The 17,647-nt window shown below is 69.4% G+C and carries 17 protein-coding genes and 3 pseudogenes; 10 read left to right on the forward strand and 10 right to left on the reverse strand.

The genetic code is table 11. The features are described from left to right. Positions 1-205 precede the first annotated feature (205 nt). The 4 genes and pseudogenes from K3769_RS01800 to K3769_RS01815 form a co-directional block, all read right to left on the reverse strand. Positions 206-1,192 (reverse strand): AraC family transcriptional regulator, encoded by a 987-nt coding sequence (locus K3769_RS01800; protein ID WP_267024624.1) that lies wholly within the window; start codon positions 1,190-1,192, stop codon positions 206-208. 90 nt (positions 1,193-1,282) lie between these two features. Further along, positions 1,283-1,708 (reverse strand): annotated as a pseudogene (locus K3769_RS01805) (MarR family transcriptional regulator). Positions 1,709-1,785: 77 nt separating this feature from the next. Continuing rightward, positions 1,786-2,136: a VOC family protein gene (locus K3769_RS01810; protein ID WP_267024625.1), complete on the reverse strand. Its 351-nt coding sequence runs from the start codon at positions 2,134-2,136 to the stop codon at positions 1,786-1,788. 199 nt (positions 2,137-2,335) lie between these two features. Continuing rightward, positions 2,336-2,920, reverse strand: coding sequence for a TMEM165/GDT1 family protein (locus K3769_RS01815; protein ID WP_267024626.1), 585 nt, complete (start codon positions 2,918-2,920; stop codon positions 2,336-2,338). 368 nt (positions 2,921-3,288) lie between these two features. On the opposite strand from K3769_RS01815, the gene K3769_RS01820 reads away from it, so the two are divergent. Further along, a complete protein-coding gene (locus K3769_RS01820) occupies positions 3,289-3,681 on the forward strand; it encodes an SseB family protein (protein WP_267024627.1) in 393 nt (130 codons plus the stop codon). Between the two features lie 9 nt (positions 3,682-3,690). On the opposite strand, the gene K3769_RS01825 is transcribed toward K3769_RS01820, so the two are convergent. Genes K3769_RS01825 through K3769_RS01840 form a run of 4 tightly spaced genes read right to left on the reverse strand, consistent with a single transcriptional unit; the run spans position 3,691 to position 7,869 of the window. Then, positions 3,691-4,722 (reverse strand): LacI family DNA-binding transcriptional regulator, encoded by a 1,032-nt coding sequence (locus tag K3769_RS01825; RefSeq protein ID WP_267024628.1) that lies wholly within the window; start codon positions 4,720-4,722, stop codon positions 3,691-3,693. Continuing rightward, entirely contained in the window at positions 4,719-5,627 is a 909-nt protein-coding gene (locus K3769_RS01830) for a carbohydrate ABC transporter permease (RefSeq protein WP_267024629.1), read from the reverse strand. The genes K3769_RS01825 and K3769_RS01830 overlap by 4 nt, the downstream gene beginning before the upstream one ends. After that, positions 5,624-6,553, reverse strand: a complete 930-nt coding sequence (locus tag K3769_RS01835; RefSeq protein ID WP_267024630.1) for a carbohydrate ABC transporter permease — start codon at positions 6,551-6,553, stop codon at positions 5,624-5,626. Before K3769_RS01835 ends, K3769_RS01830 begins: the two co-directional genes overlap by 4 nt. Continuing rightward, positions 6,550-7,869 carry a type 2 periplasmic-binding domain-containing protein gene (locus K3769_RS01840; protein WP_267024631.1) on the reverse strand — a complete coding sequence of 440 codons (1,320 nt, stop codon included), beginning with the start codon at positions 7,867-7,869 and terminating at the stop codon, positions 6,550-6,552. Before K3769_RS01840 ends, K3769_RS01835 begins: the two co-directional genes overlap by 4 nt. A gap of 184 nt (positions 7,870-8,053) precedes the next feature. On the opposite strand from K3769_RS01840, the gene K3769_RS01845 reads away from it, so the two are divergent. Then, positions 8,054-10,126: a beta-galactosidase gene (locus tag K3769_RS01845; RefSeq protein WP_267024632.1), complete on the forward strand. Its 2,073-nt coding sequence runs from the start codon at positions 8,054-8,056 to the stop codon at positions 10,124-10,126. 254 nt (positions 10,127-10,380) lie between these two features. Beyond that, on the forward strand, positions 10,381-11,958 hold the full coding sequence (locus K3769_RS01850) for a glycoside hydrolase family 53 protein (protein ID WP_267024633.1): 1,578 nt from the start codon (positions 10,381-10,383) through the stop codon (positions 11,956-11,958). 75 nt (positions 11,959-12,033) lie between these two features. On the opposite strand, the gene K3769_RS40840 is transcribed toward K3769_RS01850, so the two are convergent. Next, positions 12,034-12,327 (reverse strand): AMP-binding enzyme, encoded by a 294-nt coding sequence (locus tag K3769_RS40840; protein WP_267024634.1) that lies wholly within the window; start codon positions 12,325-12,327, stop codon positions 12,034-12,036. Between the two features lie 182 nt (positions 12,328-12,509). On the opposite strand from K3769_RS40840, the gene K3769_RS01860 reads away from it, so the two are divergent. Genes K3769_RS01860 through crcB (K3769_RS01870) form a run of 3 tightly spaced genes read left to right on the forward strand, consistent with a single transcriptional unit; the run spans position 12,510 to position 13,820 of the window. Beyond that, positions 12,510-12,908 carry a nuclear transport factor 2 family protein gene (locus K3769_RS01860; RefSeq protein WP_267024635.1) on the forward strand — a complete coding sequence of 133 codons (399 nt, stop codon included), beginning with the start codon at positions 12,510-12,512 and terminating at the stop codon, positions 12,906-12,908. A 52-nt stretch (positions 12,909-12,960) separates the two neighbouring features. Beyond that, positions 12,961-13,449 (forward strand): fluoride efflux transporter CrcB, encoded by a 489-nt coding sequence (gene crcB / locus K3769_RS01865; protein ID WP_267024636.1) that lies wholly within the window; start codon positions 12,961-12,963, stop codon positions 13,447-13,449. Beyond that, positions 13,446-13,820 carry a fluoride efflux transporter CrcB gene (crcB, locus tag K3769_RS01870; protein ID WP_267024637.1) on the forward strand — a complete coding sequence of 125 codons (375 nt, stop codon included), beginning with the start codon at positions 13,446-13,448 and terminating at the stop codon, positions 13,818-13,820. Before crcB (K3769_RS01865) ends, crcB (K3769_RS01870) begins: the two co-directional genes overlap by 4 nt. 11 nt (positions 13,821-13,831) lie before the next feature. Here the strand turns inward: crcB (K3769_RS01870) and K3769_RS01875 are convergent, their stop codons facing one another. Beyond that, positions 13,832-14,698: an IS630 family transposase gene (locus K3769_RS01875; protein WP_308216259.1), complete on the reverse strand. Its 867-nt coding sequence runs from the start codon at positions 14,696-14,698 to the stop codon at positions 13,832-13,834. 508 nt (positions 14,699-15,206) lie between these two features. On the opposite strand from K3769_RS01875, the pseudogene K3769_RS41050 reads away from it, so the two are divergent. The 4 genes and pseudogenes from K3769_RS41050 (at position 15,207) to K3769_RS01890 (ending at position 17,641) form a co-directional block, all read left to right on the forward strand. Then, positions 15,207-15,523, forward strand: a pseudogene (locus tag K3769_RS41050) (transposase). Between the two features lie 213 nt (positions 15,524-15,736). Next, positions 15,737-16,354 (forward strand): transposase, encoded by a 618-nt coding sequence (locus K3769_RS41055; protein ID WP_372514846.1) that lies wholly within the window; start codon positions 15,737-15,739, stop codon positions 16,352-16,354. A gap of 266 nt (positions 16,355-16,620) precedes the next feature. Continuing rightward, positions 16,621-16,908, forward strand: a pseudogene (locus K3769_RS01885) (helix-turn-helix domain-containing protein); the annotation flags it as partial. A 205-nt stretch (positions 16,909-17,113) separates the two neighbouring features. Further along, a complete protein-coding gene (locus tag K3769_RS01890; protein WP_267024638.1) occupies positions 17,114-17,641 on the forward strand; it encodes a transposase in 528 nt (175 codons plus the stop codon). The last annotated feature ends 6 nt before the right edge of the window (positions 17,642-17,647 follow it).

A 17,647-nucleotide genomic window follows, 5' to 3' on the forward strand; every position in this document is an offset into this window, starting at 1 on the left:
GGCCACCTGTCGGAGGGGGAGCGGCCGGGCCCTGGGGCACGGGTCTGCTCCCGCTCCCGCGCCCCTGGTCCCAGGCCGTGCGGGATGAACGGCGCCGACACCGCTCATCCCTGACGCACGGGCGCCGTGATCAACGGTAGGACGTCACCGCCCCGGAATCGCTCCGCAAAGCGCGGCGCTTGTCCGCTATGCGAGGTGACGCCCGTCAGCCGGACCGCAGTGTCTGCCCGGGCGACGTCCCGAACCGCCTCCGGTAGCGCTGCGCGAAGCGCCCGAGATGCGCGAAGCCCCACCTGTACGCCACCTCCGTGACCGTGATCGTCGCGGGGTCGGCCGCGAGCAGCTGCTCGTGCGCCCGCCGCAGCCGGACCTCGGTGACGTAGGCGGTGGGGGACATGCCCACATGTTTGCGAAAGGCCTCCTGCAGGGCCCGTACCCCGATCTGGGACAGGGAGGCCAGCCGCGCCGCGTCGTAGTGCTCGTCCGGCCGTTCCTCGATCGCCTCCATCACCCGCCTGACCGTCGCGGGCCGCGCAGCCGGCACGGGCGCCTCCAGTGCGCCGCGGTAGGAGTGGCCGCACGCGAGCAGCAGACCCTCCAGCAGGGTCTGTTCGATACGCGAGCGGATCAGGGGCCGGCCCAGCAGTCCGTTCGAGGGGTTCTTCTCCCGCAGACACCACAGCGCGAGGTCCGCCCAGCTCCGCCCGGCCCCCTGGCCGACGTCGATGTAGGTCTCGAAGGACGGCGGACGCCGTACGGGCCCGCCGAGCAGCGCCCCCAGCCGTTCGTGCAGGGCGGCCATGTCGATCTTCACGGTGAGGGCACGGCAGTCCGCCGACCAGTCGTCCACCTCGATCCCGCGTTCCGGCTGGAGGAACACCGCGCGCTCCGGAACGGTGCAGGACGGCGCCCCGTGCCCCTGCCGGCAGCGGAAGCGCCCGGTGAGCGGCACGGTCACGTGGTAGACGCGCGGCTGTGCGAAGCCGATCGTCACCTCGGTACCGAAACTGACGTCGCCGACGGTCAGCGCGCCGAGGTCGGCCACACCGAGCCGGGTCACGAAGTCCTCGGACCGGCCCCGTACGTCCAGGCGAAGGTCGTAGTAGTGCTGCGCGATGACGACATGTGACTCGTCCAGGGACCGCGTCTCGTAGCTGCGTACCCCGACCCGTAATCCTTCGTCTGCGACCACCGTGATCCCCCCGACACAGACCTGTCGCCGTCCTGGCGTACGGCGCCAGGTGCGACGGTACGGGATGCGGCGCGCCCGGTGGAGGGATCGTCAGGCGTCGGCCATCATGCGCGCCAGGGCGGTCCGCTGCAGGGGGCGTACCCGGGTGTGCAGGTCGTGGCCCTTGCGGGTGAGGGCCACGCGGACACCGCGCCGGTCCTCCTGGCAGACGCTCCGCTGCACCAGGCCCTCCTTCTCCAGGCGGCCGAGCAGCCGGGAGAGGGCGCTCCGGCTCAGATGGATCCGGTCGGCGATGGTCTGCACGCGGCACTGCTCGGCGGGGAGCGGGCCCGTCCCCGCCCGCGGGCGGGGAGCCTAGGTGCTCGACGACACGAGGATGTCGAGCACCTCGAAGTCACTGGCGCCCAGTCCGTGCGGATGGAGTTCACGGTCGATCTCGCACATGGTGCGCGCGTGCACCGACAGGATGTCCCGCCACCGGTCCGCCAGTCGGGAAGCGGCCGTCTCTGCCGCCATGGCGGCACGGTAACAGAGGAGAGACCACTTGTTGCGTATGCAACTGGTGCGGTTGCCTACGGTTGACCGGCCCAGGGTCAGGATGCCTCCTGGACCAGGCCGATGGCGTTGCCGTCGACGTCCTTCACCGAGGCGATCAGCATGCCGCCGCCGACGTCCTGGACGTCCTGCACCACCTCGGCGCCGGCGCCGACGAGAGCGGCCAGACCCGCCGTGATGTCATCGACGTACCAGTAGGGGACGGGCCCGGTCAGCCCCTTGGCGTGGCCGTGCGGGTCGAGCCCGACCTCGGGCCGCCCCGGCGCCCGGAAACCCACGTAGTACGCCTCGTCCACGTACGGCTCGACTCCGAGGAGCGCGCCGAAGAGGGCCTTGGCGCGGGCGAGGTCCTTGACGGGGTAGGTGAGGGTCTTGAGGCCTTCGGGCATGACGGGCTCCTCCGCAGTCGTGATCGCAGTTCGTGATCGCAGTTCGTGATCGCATTCGCATTCGCAATCACGAGTCGTGATCGTGAGTGGTGACGGCACCGGCGGTCGTTCGTCCGTCGGTGCCACCACGCTACGACCGGGTGGTGCCGGGCCGCTTCTCCGATCCTGACCGGTCACGGGCGGGGCGGCCGGTGCCCCGTCAGCCCGCGAAGATCTCCACCACCGACCAGACGGCCAGACCGAGCATGCAGATCCCGCCGACGCGCTGCACGGTCTTGAGGGGGACGCGCTTGGCGATGAAGCGCCCGGCCAGCAGCGCCAGCGCGGAGACCGACATGAGCGCCGCCGCCGAACCGACGGCCACGGACGCGATGCCGTTCGTGGCGGCGAGGTTCGCGGTCGTGATCTGTGTCAGATCGCCCCACTCGCTGATGAAGACGGCCATGAAGGCGGTCGTGTAGACGGGCCAGAAGCCGGTGACGGTACGGCCGCCGGCATCCTCCTCGTCCTCGTCGTCGCCACCGCGCAGCAGCATGAAGGCGCCGAACGCGAAGAGTGCGGCCGAGACCGACTTGACGGTCCAGTCGGGCAGCAGGCCGATGAGGCTTCCGGCGCCCACCGCGATGGCCACGTGGACGATGAAGGCGGTGGACGTGCCGAACCACACGTAGAGGGGCCGCATGCGCGTGCCCATGGCCAGCGACGCGAACATCGTCTTGTCCGGCAGCTCGGCGAGGAAGATCAGCCCGAAGGCGGTGAGGATCGCCAGAGGGTCGAGATGCATTCCGGTGGCTTTCTGTAGGGACCGGGCCCCCGGATCTTCGCGAAGCGCCCTCGGTCGGGGCGACGGGAGAACCGATCGGCCCGGCATGTCGGGTGTGCCGCGGGATCGCGGGCACACAAATGCCTGGCCGAAGGTCTCGTCCACCCGTTTTCACACGGGCCCGGCCACCGGGAACCCGAGGGCTCCAGTGTGTCGACGACCGGTTCGCAGGACTACTCCCCTTCGCAGTCACTCAGTGTACAGGGCATCTGTTTGTGTGTCGCATGGGGCCGGGATGAGTGGGTAGAAGAGGTGCATTCCGCGCGGACGGACCATCTCCGGGCAATCAGGCCTCCGGAGGCCGCGCGGGGAGGACGGAACGCGGCACCATGACCATGATCGACGCGACCGACGACGACACCGCCGACGTGATCCTCCGGGCCCTGAGCGTCCTGGCCCACGACGCGGGGGACCGTCGCGCCCGGGCGGCACTCGCCGGAACCGACGTACTGATGCCGTCGTACGGCTCCGACGACGACGCCGGGGACCCGATACGGCTGACCCTGCCCGTGACGGGGCGGACCGTGCTCGTCTTCACCTCGGAAGCCCGTATGGTCCACTCCCTGCCGGGCGTCCGTCACTACCGCCTCGTCCCGCTCGGCACGCTCGCGGCGTACTGGCCCGAGAGGAACCCCTCCCTGACCATCGACGCCGGCTCACCGGACAGCGTGCTGCTGACCGCCGAGGGCGTACGGACCCTGCTGTCCGCCGACGGTCGGTGATCCCTCGCCTCAGGTCGACCGGCGTTTGACCAGCTCCGTCGGCAGGATCACCGCCGCCGGATCCTCGCCGCCGATCTGGGCGAGCAGCACCCGCACCATCTCGGAACTGATCCGGTCGTACGGCTGGCGGATCGTGGTGAGTTGGGGGCTCGCCGCGACCGCCGCCGAGGAGTCGTCGAAGCCGCCCACGGCGACATCGCCGGGGACGCTCCGGCCCGCCCGGTGCAGCGCGCTCAGCACGCCCTGCGCCATCAGGTCGGAGGCCACGAAGACGGCGTCCATGTCCGGCGCCCGCTCCAAAAGGAGCTCCGCACCGGCCTCGCCGCCGGCCCGGCTGTAGTCGCCGGACGTGACGAGGCGTTCGTCCAGGTCGATGCCCGACTCGGTGAGCACCTCGCGGTAGCCCGCCAGGCGCTCGACACCGCCGGGGGTGTCGAGGGGACCGGTCACCATGCCCACCCGGCGCCGGCCGAGCGACACCAGATGGCGCACCATGTCCCGGGCGCCGTCCCGGTCGTCCGCGGCCACGTAACTGATCTTGGAGCCGACGCCGATGGGCTTGCCGCACATGACGAGCGGGACACCGGCGTCGCGCAGCTGCTCGGCCACCGGGTCACCGGAGTGGCTGGACACCAGCAGCACGCCGTCGACATGGCCCGCCGTGATGTACCGCGTGATGCGGCGCCGTTCGTCCTCGGTGCCCGCCAGCATCAGCAGCAACGGGATGTCGTGGGCCGCCAGTGCCTGCGTACAACCGCGCAGCAGGACGTTGAAGTTGGGGTCCTCGAAGAACCTCTCCTGCGGTTCGGTGAGCAGGAAGCCGATCGAGTCCGAGCGTCCGGTGATCAGCGAGCGGGCGTGCCGGTTCACGACGTAACCCGTTTTGCGGATGGCGGCGTTGACCGCTTCCTGTGCGGCGGGGCTCACATAGTGCCCGCCGTTCAGGACACGGGACACCGTCCCCCTGGAGACCCCGGCCTCGCGCGCGACGTCGTGGATCGTCGGCGGTCGGCGCCGGCCCCCCGATTGGCTCATGGTCACGACTTTACGGCTCCCGACAGCAGATCGAGACTCCAGAACCGCTGGACGACCAGGAAGAGCGCGACGAGCGGGATCACCGCGAGCAGTGCGCCGGTGATCACCAGCGTGTAGAGGGCCGGAGTGTTGGAGCCCTGTTCGAGGAGCGTGAACAGACCGAGGGTGATCGGGAACTTCTCGTCGTCGCTGAGCATGATGTACGGCAGCAGGAAGTTGTTCCACACGGCCACGAACTGGAACAGGAAGACCGTCACCAGGCCGGGCACCATCATCGGCAGCGCGATCCTGGTGAAGATCCGCAGCTCGCTCGCGCCGTCCATCCGTCCCGCCTCGACGATGTCGGCGGGCACGGCCGCCGCGGAGTAGATCCGCGCGAGGTACACGCCGTACGGGGACAGGACCAGCGGCAGCAGCACGGAGGCGTACGAATCCGTGAGGTCGGCCTCGGCCATCAGGAGGTACTGCGGGATCGCGAGGATCACGGGCGGCATCAGGACGCCGGCGAGGAGGATGTTGAAGACGGTCTCGCGCCCGCGGAAGCGGTAGATGGCGAGGGCGTAGCCGCTGAACGCCGAGACGGCCGTCGACAGGAAGGCGCCGAGCCCCGCGTAGAGGGCGGAGTTGGCCATCCACTTCCAGTACACGCCGTCGCGGTAGGCGTTGAGGTCGGAGACGTTCTGGGTGAAGCCCGTGCCCGGCAGGAACGTGAACGTCGAGAACAGTTCGCTGCCCGACTTGGTCGCCGCGATCACCACCCAGGCCACCGGCAGCAGGCAGTAGAGCGCGCCGATCAGCAGGGTCACCGTCGGAACGAGGGCGATGCGGCGGCGGCGCGGCGGCGGCCCCTGGGCGGTGCCGGGCGTCGTGCCCGCGGCCGGCGCCGCCTTGCGGACGGCGAGAGAACTCATCGTGCTGCCTCCTGCCTGGTACGGGAGTTCGCGGCCCGCAGGAAGCCGAAGGACAGGACCAGCGTGACGAGCGCGATGATCACCGCGGTCGCCGCGGCGGAGTGGATGTCGCCCTTGCGGAAGGCGTCCTGGTACACCTTCATCAGCGGACTCCAGGTGGTGGAGACGGAGTTGGTGAGGGGCCTGAGTGTGGTCGGCTCGCTGAACACCTGGAGCGTCGCGATGATCGAGAAGAAGAAGGTGAGCACCAGCGACGGCACCACCATCGGGATCTTGATCCTGAGCGCGGTCTGCAGCGGGGTGGCGCCGTCCAGCTTCGCCGCCTCGTGGACCTCGGCCGGGATGGCCCGCAGCGAGGTGTAGATGACGATCATGTTGAAGCCGGTGCCGCCCCACACCGCGATGTTGGACAGCGCGAGGTACAGCGGTCCGCCGTCCAGCAGGTCCGGCTGCGGCAGGCCCAGCCGGTCGAGGACGAAGTAGAAGGGGCTGACGTCCGGCAGATAGAGGAAGCCCCAGAGCATCGCTGCGACGACACCGGGGATGGCGTACGGCAGGAAGATCGCGAGCCGGGTGACGGGGGCGAGACGGACCCGGTCGGCGTCGAGCATCAGCGCGAAGAGCAGCGCGAGTCCCAGCATCACCGGGACGACGACGGCGCCGTACCCGAGCACGCGCAGCGCTCCGGCGAGCAGTTCGGAGTCGGTGAGGGCGTCGGCGTAGTTCTCCAGGCCGGCCCACACCTCCTTCCGGGCTCCGGAACCGAGGCCCAGGCCCTTGACCTGCACCTTGTGCAGGCTGAGCCAGATCGCGTACCCTATGGGCAGCGCGAAGAACAGGGCGAACAGGATCGTGGCGGGCAGGAGGAAGGCATAAGGGGCACCCTTGACCCCGTACGCCTTCCGGTTCCGGCGTGCGCTCGTCACTCCGCGACCTCGAAGCCCTGCTTCTCGAGGTCGGCGACGGTGTCGTCCTGCATCTGCGCCAGGGCCGCGCCGAAGTCCGACTTGTTCTTGGCGGCCTTGCCGAAGGCGTCGTTGAACGTGGTGTACGCGACGTTCACGTTCGGGCCCCAGGCAGAGGGGGCGGTGGTCTTCGCGATGTCGGCTGCCCGCGTGTAGAAGTCCGGCTGGTTCGAGAAGTACGCCGGCGGCTCGGCGAAGGCGTCACTGGTCTGCGCGGTGGTGGCGGCCGGGTAGATGCCGCCCTCCTTGGCCAGCGCGGTCAGCGCCTCGGGGTCCGTGTTCAGCCAGGTGGCGAACTTCGCGGCGGCCGACCTGTGGCCGGAGTCCGTGGTGACGGCCGTGGACGAACCGCCCCAGCTGCCGGTGACGTCGTCGGAGGCGGACCACTGCGGCAGCGGGGCCATCGCCCACTTGCCCTTGGTGTCGGGCGCGGCGGTGGTCAGGGTGCCGGGCGCCCAGACCGCGCTCACCCAGGCGATCTGCTTGCCGGTGTTCAGGGCCTTGTTCCAGGCGGGGGTGTACATCGGCTGGTTGTCGATCGCGCCCTCCTTGACGAGACCGCCCCAGAAGTCGGCGACCTTCCGCGAGGCCGCGTCGTCGATGCCGACCTTCCACTTGTCGCCCTCGGTGGTCCACCACTTGGCGCCGGCCTGCTGTGCGAGACCGGCGAACAGCCCGGAGTCGTTGGCGGAGAACGTGGTCAGGTCCGTCCCGGGCGCCTTCTTCTTCAGCGCGCGGGCGGTCTCGGCGAACTCCTCCCACGTCGTGGGGACTTCGAGGCCGTACTTCTTGAAGAGGTCCTGGCGGTAGTAGAACATCATCGGCCCGGAGTCCTGCGGGATCGCGTACACCGCGTCCGAGCCCAGCGTGGTCTGCTGCCAGACGCCCTCGGCGAACTTGTCCTGCACGCCGTCCACGTCATCGGCTATGTCGGCGAGCGCGTCATTGCTGACCAGTGTGGGCAGGGCCTGGTACTCGGCCTGGACCAGGTCCGGGGCCTTCTTGGCCTTGTGCGCGGTGAGGATCTTGGTGACCAGTGCGTCGCCGGACGCCTGCTTCTTGACCGTGACCTTGATCTGGTCCTTCTTGCCCTGGCCGTCGTTCCACAGGTCGACGACCTTGTCCATGCCCGGCGTCCAGGACCAGTACGTCAGCGAGACCGGCCCCGAGTCCCCCTCGCTGTCGTCGTCGGAGGACCCGCAGGCGGCGAGCGCGGTGGCACCGAGGGTGACGGCGACCGAGATGGTCACGAGGCGGCGCAGCTTCGTGTGTGGCATGGATGTATCTCCCTGACCGTGGTCTCCGCCTGCTGCGGAGGCCTGCCATGCTTCTGTGAGCGTTCACAGTAGAGAAACATCCCGGACACTTGTCAATGGTTGTTGCTCTGCGGTTATCTTGGCCTCGCGCCACTGGACCAGTGTGTGCACGTTCCCAAGAGATCGATTTACCGGGAGACAATCCATGCCGGAGTCCATACCGGAGTCCAAGCCGGAGACCACCCCCAAGGGCCTCGCACGGCTCGCCTTCGGTGGGGACTACAACCCCGAGCAGTGGCCGGAGTCCGTCTGGCCCGAGGACGTCCGGCTGATGCGCGAGGCCGGCGTCACGATGGTCAGCGTCGGGATCTTCTCCTGGGCGCTGCTCGAACCCTCGCCGGGCACCTACGACTTCGGCTGGCTCGACCGGGTGCTGGACCTGCTGCACGAGAACGGGATACGCGTCGACCTCGGTACGCCGACGGTCGCGCCGCCCGCCTGGTTCTACCGGGCACACCCCGAGGCGCTGCCGGTGGCCGCCGACGGCACCCGGTACGAGTTCGGCTCGCGCGGCGCCATCTGCCACAGCAACCCGCACTACCGCGCCGCCGCCGCGAACATCACCGAGCGGCTGGCGCAGCGGTACGCCGCACATCCCGCGCTCGCCCTGTGGCACGTCCACAACGAGTACGGGGTGCCGGTCTCGGCGTGCTACTGCGAGAACTGCGCGGCGCACTTCCGCCGCTGGCTCACCGAGGCGTACGGCACGGCCGGCCCGGACGGTGCGGTCGCTGCGATCGACGCGGTCAACGAGGCCTGGGGCACGGCCTTCTGGGGCCAGCGGTACGCGGACCTCGACCAGATCAACCCGCCCCGGCGGGCCCCGACCGTCGGCAACCCGGGCCAGGCGCTCGACTACAAGCGGTTCGCCGACGCCACCATGCGCGAGAACTTCGTGGCCGAGCGGGACATCCTGCACCGCCTGGCGCCCGGCATCCCCGTCACCACGAACTTCATGACCGCCCTCAGCCAGTGCGACTCCGTCGACTACTGGGCCTGGGGCCGCGAGGTCGACCTGGTCAGCAACGACCACTACCTGATCACCGACGGCCGCCGTACGCACGTGAACCTGGCGATGGCCGCCGACCTGACCCGTTCCGTGGCGGGCGGCGCCCCCTGGCTGCTGCTCGAACACTCGACGTCCGGCGTCAACTGGCAGACCCGCAACCCCGCCAAGGCGCCGGGCCAGATGGCGCGCAACTCGCTCGCCCATGTGGCCCGGGGCTCCGAAGGCGCGATGTTCTTCCAGTGGCGGCAGTCACGGCGCGGCGCGGAGAAGTTCCACTCGTCGATGCTGCCGCACGCGGGCACCGACTCACGTGTCTGGCGCGAGGTCGTCGAACTCGGCGCGGCCGTCGACGCGTTGAGCGCTGTGCGCGGTACCCGCACGGTCGCTGAGGCGGCCGTCCTGTGGGACTGGCACTCCTGGTGGGCGCAGAACCTCGCCTGGCGGCCGAGTGAGGACCACGACCCGCGCGAGCGCGCCGACGCCTTCTACGAGGCCCTCTACGACCGGCACCTCACCGTCGACTTCGCCCACCCGGAGGCCGACCTGTCGGCCTACCCCCTGGCCGTGGTCCCGGCGCTCTACCTGATGACCGAGGCCGCCGGACAGAACCTCCGGCGGTATGTCGAGGGCGGCGGCACGCTCGTCGTCTCCTACTTCTCCGGCATCGTCGACGAACACGACGCCGTGCACGACGGCGCGTACCCCGGCCCGCTGCGGGACGTGCTCGGCCTGACCGTCGAGGAGTTCTCGCCGCTCCTCGCGGGCGACGTGGTCCGCCTCACCGGTCCCGACGGCTCCGAACTCGCCGGTGACGTGTGGAGCGAGTTCATCGTGCCGCGCGGCGCCGAGACCGTGTGGACGTACGCCGACGGGCTCGCCGCCGGGCATCCCGCGGTCACCCGGCACCGGCTCGGCGCGGGGTCCGCGTGGTACGTGTCCACGCGGCTCGGGGCCGACGGGCTCGACGCGCTGATCGGGTGGGCGGCGGACGACGCGCGGATCGCTCCGCGGGCGGATCTGCCGCGCGATGTCGAAGTGGTGCGGCGGGTGGGGGAGTCGGGGGTGTTCCTCTTCGTGGTGAACCACTCGGGGGCGGAGGTCAAGGTGTCGCTCGACGCGCACGGTGCTGAGTTGCTGACCGGTGAGCGGGTCGCGGGGAGGCTCGCGGTGCCGGCGGGGGCGGTGCGGGTCGTACGCCTCGACGACTGACCCACCCCACGGATTTCGCCCCCGCCGCCCCTACCCTTCCCGTCACTGCATGGGCTGCGCCCCTCGCCCCCTGCTGCGCAGTTCCCGCGCCCCTGAAACCCCCTGGGGGCGGGGAACTCGCGAAACAGGGGCGAGGGGGCAGCCTTATGCATGTCCGCGGGAACGGGTAGGGCAGCAGCGAAACAGCTCGCTCCCGTCTGCGCACGGCCGCGCGGGGTTCATGTCCGCATCACGTCGAAGGGACAACGACGACGATGTTCCATCCCAGACGCACCAGCCGCACCCTCAAGACCCTGCTCCTCCCCCTGGCAGCCACCCTCGCCCTGACCCTGCTCCCCGCGCAGAGCGCGAACGCCGCCACGCCCCTCACCAACCCCGGCTTCGAGGCGAACAGCACCGGCACCGCCACCCCGACCGGCTGGACGGCCCACTCGGCCACGGGCCAGACCGCCGCCTCCTTCACCGAGGCGGGCGGCCACAGCGGCAGCTACCGCCTCTCGCACTACTCGGCCGCCGCCTACAAGGTGGAGACCTACCAGTACCTCTCCGGCCTCACCAACGGCACCTACAAGCTCACCGCGTGGGTGCGCTCGGGCGGCGGCCAGAACTCCGCCTATCTCGCGCTCAAGAACTGCGGCAGCGCGGAGCAGCGCACCGACATCCCCGTGTCGTCCAGCGGCTGGCTCCGGATCGTCACCTCCGTAGCGGTGACGAACAACCGGTGCACGATCAGCGTCACCTCCGACGCCAGGGCGGGCAACTGGATCAACGTGGACGACCTGACCTTCGCGTCCGGGTCATCAGCCCTGTCCGTCAAGGGTTCTGACGTGTCGTCACTCGCCAAGAGCGAGGCCAAGGGCGGCGTCTACAAGAACAGTTCAGGCGCACCCGGTGACGCCCTCGCCATCCTCAGGTCCGCCGGGCAGAACTACGCCCGCCTCAAGGTCTGGGTGAACCCCGCCGACGGCTACAACGACAAGACGCACGTCCTCGCCGTCGCCAAGCGCGTCAAGGCACAGGGCATGAAGCTCCTCGTCGACTTCCACTACTCGGACACCTGGGCCGACCCGGGCGCCCAGGCCAAGCCGGCCGCCTGGTCCGGACACTCGTACAGCCAGCTGAGGACGGACGTCTACCACCACACGTACGACGTGCTGAACGCCCTGAAGGCCCAGGGCACCACGGCCGACATGGTGCAGGTCGGCAACGAGATCAACGGCGGCATGCTGTGGAACGAGGGCTCCACCTCGAACTGGCCGCAGCTCGCCGGACTGCTCAACTCGGGCTACGACGCGGTCAAGGCGGTCAGCTCCGGTACGACCGTGGCGATCCACCTCGCCGAGGGCGGCGATCTGGCCGGCACCCGCTGGTGGTTCGACAACGCGGTGTCCAACGGCGTGAAGTTCGACATCGTCGGCCTGTCCTACTACGGCTACTGGCACGGCACGCTCGCCGACTTCCAGACGACCCTGGACGACGCGGCGTCCCGCTACGGCAAGCCCGTGTACCTCGCCGAGACGGCCTACCCCTTCCGGCTGGACAGCGAGGACGCGACCGAGAACATCATCGACCTCGCGAGCGAACTCGTCCCCGGCTACGCCGCCTCGCCGGCGGGCCAGACCCGGTGGATGAAGGATGTCGCGAGCATCGTGGAGGCCGTCCCGAACGGCCGCGGGCTCGGCGTCTTCTACTGGGAGTCCACCTGGACCGCGGTGACCGGCAACGGCTGGGACCCGACGGACCCCTCGTCCGGCAACGGCTGGGAGAACCAGGCCCTGTTCGGCTACGACGACAGGGCGCTGCCCGCGATGGCGTGGTTCAGCCACCGCTGACCGCCCGCACATGACTCGCCACCACAGGCGGGTGGGGTGGCGACGGACATCCGTCGCCACCCCGTGGGGCTGTCGTCACTCCCGCCGGAACGGCTCCCGCAGCTTGAACTTCTGCAGCTTCCCGGTGGCCGTGCGCGGCAGCGCCGCCACGAAGTCGATCCGTTCGGGTGTCGTGAAACCGGCGAGCCGCGTACGGCAGTGGGCCGTCAACTCCTCGGCCTTGCGGTCGGAGATCACCAAGTACCCCTCGTCGTCGAGGTTGTGGTTGGACGCGGTCAGCACCTCCCCGTCCGAGCCGACGCCGACGCGGTCCGGGTAGACATGGGCCGCGCGGTCCAGGAAGTCACGGACGGTCAGCGGGTAGTACACGGCAGCACCTCCGGTTCGGTGGTTCCTTCCCACCTTGCCGGGCCGCCCGCGTACCCCGTGGACCCGTTGCGGACCGACACGACCGCGGAGTACTGTCCAACACACTTATTCAATATATTGAGTATCGGTGTCGGTGTCGATAGCGGTATCAGGTGAGACAAGAGAAAGTTGAGAGGTGGAGGATGACGCACCCCTTCCGCAAGGCGGTCGAGGACGGCGACCACGCGGCCGTCGTCGACCTGCTCTCCGAGGACGTCGTGTTCACCAGCCCGGTGGTCTTCAAGCCGTACGCCGGAAAGGCGATCACCTCCGCGATCCTGGGCGCCGTCATCGAGGTGTTCGAGGACTTCCACTACGTCCGGGAGATCGCGGACCCCGGCGGCCGTGACCTCGTCCTCGTCTTCGAGGCGCGAGTGGGGGACCGGGCCCTGCAGGGCTGCGACATCCTGCACTTCGGCGAGGACGGCCGTATCGACGACCTCACCGTCATGGTCCGGCCCCTGTCGGCCGCCCAGGCGCTCCAGGCGGCGATGGCGGCCCGCTTCGACGCCATCGCCGAGAAGGCGCCGGGCGCCGCCTGACCGGTGCCGGCGGTTAGCCTGACCTCTGGTCCGAGATCAGGAGACACCGCCCATGACCAGCCCCCGGCCGAAGACGCTGGACGAAACGGCGTCACCCGGTGCGCCCGCCCGGCGCGCGTCCGTCTGGCGTGGGCAGGGGCCGGCCGTGGCGGTGGTCGCGATGGGCGGCGCGGCCGGCGCGTCGGCGCGCTACGGGGCGGCGCTGCTCTGGCCCGCGCAGCCCGGCGGCTTCCCGTGGACCACGTTCTGGGTCAATGCCGCCGGATGCTTCGCGATGGGCGTCCTCATGGTTCTGATCACCGAGGTGTGGGTGCCTCACCGGCTGGTCCGCCCCTTCTTCGGCACCGGGGTGCTGGGCGGTTTCACCACCTTCTCGACCTATGCCGTCGACATCCAGCGGCTGATGGCCGAGGGCCACCCCCGGACCGCCCTCGCCTACCTCGCGGCCACGTTCGTCGCGGCCCTCGCGGCGGTCTGGACGGCCGTGGCCTCGACGCGCCTGGTGTGGGCCCGGTGGAACGCGGGACGGGGGACCTCATGAGCTGGCTGCTGGTGATCGTCGGCGGCATGGTCGGCGCGCCCCTGCGTTACCTCACCGACCGCGCGGTGCAGTCCCGGCACGACTCGGCCTTCCCCTGGGGCACCTTCACCGCGAACGTCGTCGGCTGCCTGGTCCTGGGCACCCTCACCGGCGCGGCCACGGCTGGAGCGGTCTCCTCGCACCTCCAGCTCCTCCTCGGTACGGGCCTGTGCGGGGCGCTCACCACGTACTCGACGTTCTCGTACGAGACGCTGCGGCTGGCCGAGAGCGGCGCTCGTCTCCACGCCGCCGCCAACGTGGTCGCGAGCGTGACCGCGGGGCTCGGGGCGGCTTTCGTGGGGGTCGCGGTGGCCGGGTCGATCTGGGCCTAGTGCTGGATTCCTCAAAGAAGGTACACATAGCGGCGTCGTAGAGAGCGGGTTGGTGGTGCCGCTCTGCCCCAAACCCAGGGACGTGCACGGGAGTTGAGTTGGTCGGTTGCGAGGGTCGTGGCCTGGGCGATGTCGTCGGGGTTGGCGAACGACCGGCCGGCGAGGGCGGCCTTGCGGAAGATGCGCCACCAGCCTTCCTGGAGGTTGAGCCAGCACGCGCCGACGGGGATGAAAGAGTGGTGGATGCGGGGATGTTCCTCGAGCCAGGTCCGGGTGGACAGGCTGTTGTGGCTGGACAAGTTGTCGGTGACGATCCAGATCTCCCCGGTCGGGTTGGCGTCCTCGACCTGTTGCAGAAACCGCTGGTAGAAGACGCTGTTACGGGAGGAAGCGGTCATGGTGATCTGCTGGCCGTCCCGGACGCGTAAAGCCCCGTAGACCCAGGTTTTCTCGGGCCCACGGCTGTAATCGAGCTCGGCTTTGATCCGGCGTCCGTCGGGTGACCAGGCGGGTGCGGGCGGGAAGGTCCGGGGGATCACTGGCCCCAGCTCGTCGGCGCAGATCACCGTCGCGTCGTCGGGCGGGTGGGTGTAGAGGCCGATGATCCTTGTCCTTTTGGGACGAAGTCCGGGTCCTTCGACCGCGTCCAGGACCGGGTGCGGCGCCAGCGCACGCCCTCGGCGAAACAGGATACGGCGCACCTGTAGGCGGCCTACCTCGATCCTCTCGGCCCGCGCGGCCGCGGCCAGAGAATCCAGTGTCCACTCGGCCGGCCCGGACTCGTCGAAGGCCCACAGTTCTGCGACGGGTTCCCACCGCAGTCGCCCGGCGGCACGGTCTTGACCAGGAGATGATCGGGATCGTTCCTGCTCGGTGATGCGTCGTCTGCGGCCCTGCCCGCCAGATCATCGAGTCCCTGCAGGCCGATCGGTTGAAGCGGTGCAGCCAGCAGCGGACCGTTTTCTGGCTGCAGTCCAGCTCCACGGCGATCGCGGCACCCGCAGCGCCCACGACCAGCTCCGGCAAATCATTCGGGCCCGCATCACCGCATCCCGCGGAGCCTTCCGTGCCCGTGACAGGCGCGGACGACGGCCGTTCGTCCTCGTCACGCTCGGTCGTGCCCTTAAAACCATCGCCCAGCACCCGCCCCGAGCACCTCCAGCTACCCCGCCACCAGGACACTCACCTGCGGTGAAGAGGAATCCGGCACTGGTAGTGCCGTTTAGCTCTATGCGTTTTCGCTGATCAAGAGCATGTTGGGTGTGTGTGGATACGCATGAAGTGAACCGATTGCGGGCTGGGTTGGCGCTCTTCGTGGAGAACGCGTTCGCTTCAGTGCCGCGCAAGGATCAGCAGCGGTGGGGCGAGTGCTATCTGCAGGGGCTGATGCTGGACAGCCGGCGCAAGTCGATCCAGCCGATGGCCGAGCGGCTGCGGACGGCAACATGCAGGCGCTGCAGCAGTTCGTCAGCCAGTCCCCGTGGGAATGGACGCCGGTGCGACGGCGGATTGCCGAGCGTCTGGTCCAGGTGGTGAAGCCTGAGGTGAAGTAAGGTGGTCGACGACGTGTCGTTCCCCGGTGCGGCAAGGCGTCGGTCGGGGTGGCCCGCCAGTATTGCGGAGCGGTCGGTAAACGGGCGAACTGCCAGGTCGCGGTCAGTGTCCATGCGGCCACCGACACCGCCTCGTGCCCATTGGAATAGCAGCTGTATCTGCCGCGGGAGTGGACGGACAGGCCGGACCGGTGCCGCAGAGCGGGCGTGCCCCGAGGTGGTGCACCAGGAGAAGTGGCGTCTGGCGCTCCGGCCTCCTGGACACACTCGCCCAGTGGCAACTGAAGGCGCCCGTCGTGGTCGCTGGCGCCGGCTACGGCGTCCATGCTACGGATCAGTCTCCGGGAACAGGGAGACCATCCTGTGTCGCGCACACAAGGCAAAGTCGCTCACCCGGAGGATGCCGAGCCGCACCGGCCCGCTTACGGCGGGCTCGGGCCGCCTCCTCTTGCCCGCTATCGCACTCCGCCGCGAGCCGTCCGCGCCCTCGCGGCGGAGGTGGGTGCCGAACAGTTCACCGAGGTGACCTGGCGGCAGGGCACCAAGGGCGCGATGACCTCGCGGTTCACGGTGCTGACGGTGCGGCCCGCGGGCAAGCAGTCCCTGGCGGCCGCTCAGGAAGCGGGCGGCGGCCGCAACCGGTGGGACGGTGTCCTGCCCACCCAGACCCTTCTGGTCGAATGGCCGCACGGCCAGGACGCCCCGACGGACTACTGGATATCGAACCTGCCTGCCGCCACTCCGGCAGCTGACCTGGTGCGGTGGGCGAAGATGCGCTGGCGGATCGAGCACGACTACCGCGAGCTCAAGCACGGGTTGGGCCTGGACCACTTCGAGGGCCGCACCTGGCGCGGCTGGCACCACCACGTCACCCTCGTCACCGCTGCCCAGGCTTTCCTCACCCTTCGCAGGCTCGACCCAAAAGCCGAGGCACCAGCCCGAGCCTCTACCAGACCCTCGACGCACTCCAAGACCTGCTGAGGTGCTGGACCGGCACATGCACCACCTGCCATCGCCCCCTCAAAACCGGCAGAACCAGGACAAGAACCTAACGAAGTACTACTAGTGCTGGATTCCTCTTTCACTGGGTATATGTCCTGGTGGCGGGGTAGTTGAGGGTGCTCGGGGGCGGGTGCTGGGCGATGGTTTTATGGGCACGACCGGAGCGTGACGAGGACGAACGGGCCGTCGTCCGGCGCCTGTCACGGGCACGGAAGGCTCCGCGGGATGCGGTGATGCGGGCCCGGATGATCGAGCTGAGCTGGTCGGGGCTGCGGGTGCCGGCGATCGCCGTGGAGCTGGACTGCAGCCAGAAAACGGTCCGCTGCTGGCTGCACCGCTTCAACCGATCGGGCCTGCAGGGACTCGATGATCTGGGCGGGCAGGGCCGCAGACGACGCATCACCGAGCAGGAACGATCCCGGATCATCTCCCTGGTCAAGACCGTGCCGCCGGGGCGACTGCGGTGGGAACCCGTCGGAGAACTGTGGGCCTTCGACGAGTCCGGGCCGGCCGAGTGGACACTGGATTCTCTGGCCGCGGCCGCGCGGGCCGAGAGGATCGAGGTAGGCCGCTCACAGGTGCGCCGTATCCTGCTCGCCGAGGGCGTGCGCTGGCGCCGCACCCGGTCCTGGATGCGGTCGAAGGACCCGGACTTCGTCCCAAAAGGACAAGGATCATCGGCCTCTACACCCACCGCCCGACGACGCGACGGTGATCTGCGCCGACGAGCTGGGGCCAGTGATCCCCCGGACCTTCCCGCCCGCACCCGCCTGGTCACCCGACGGACGCCGGATCAAAGCCGAGCTCGATTACAGCCGTGGGCCCGAGAAAACCTGGGTCTACGGGGCTTTACGCGTCCGGGACGGCCAGCAGATCACCATGACCGCTTCCTCCCGTAACAGCGTCTTCTACCAGCGGTTTCTGCAACAGGTCGAGGACGCCAACCCGACCGGGGAGATCTGGATCGTCACCGACAACTTGTCCAGCCACAACAGCCTGTCCACCCGGACCTGGCTCGAGGAACATCCCCGCATCCACCACTCTTTCATCCCCGTCGGCGCGTGCTGGCTCAACCTCCAGGAAGGCTGGTGGCGCATCTTCCGCAAGGCCGCCCTCGCCGGCCGGTCGTTCGCCAACCCCGACGACATCGCCCAGGCCACGACCCTCGCAACCGACCAACTCAACTCCCGTGCACGTCCCTGGGTTTGGGGCAGAGCGGCACCACCAACCCGCTCTCTACGACGCCGCTATGTGTACCTTCTTTGAGGAATC

This window comes from Streptomyces ortus (genome assembly GCF_026341275.1).
In the GTDB taxonomy this organism is placed as follows: Bacteria; Actinomycetota; Actinomycetes; order Streptomycetales; family Streptomycetaceae; genus Streptomyces; species Streptomyces ortus.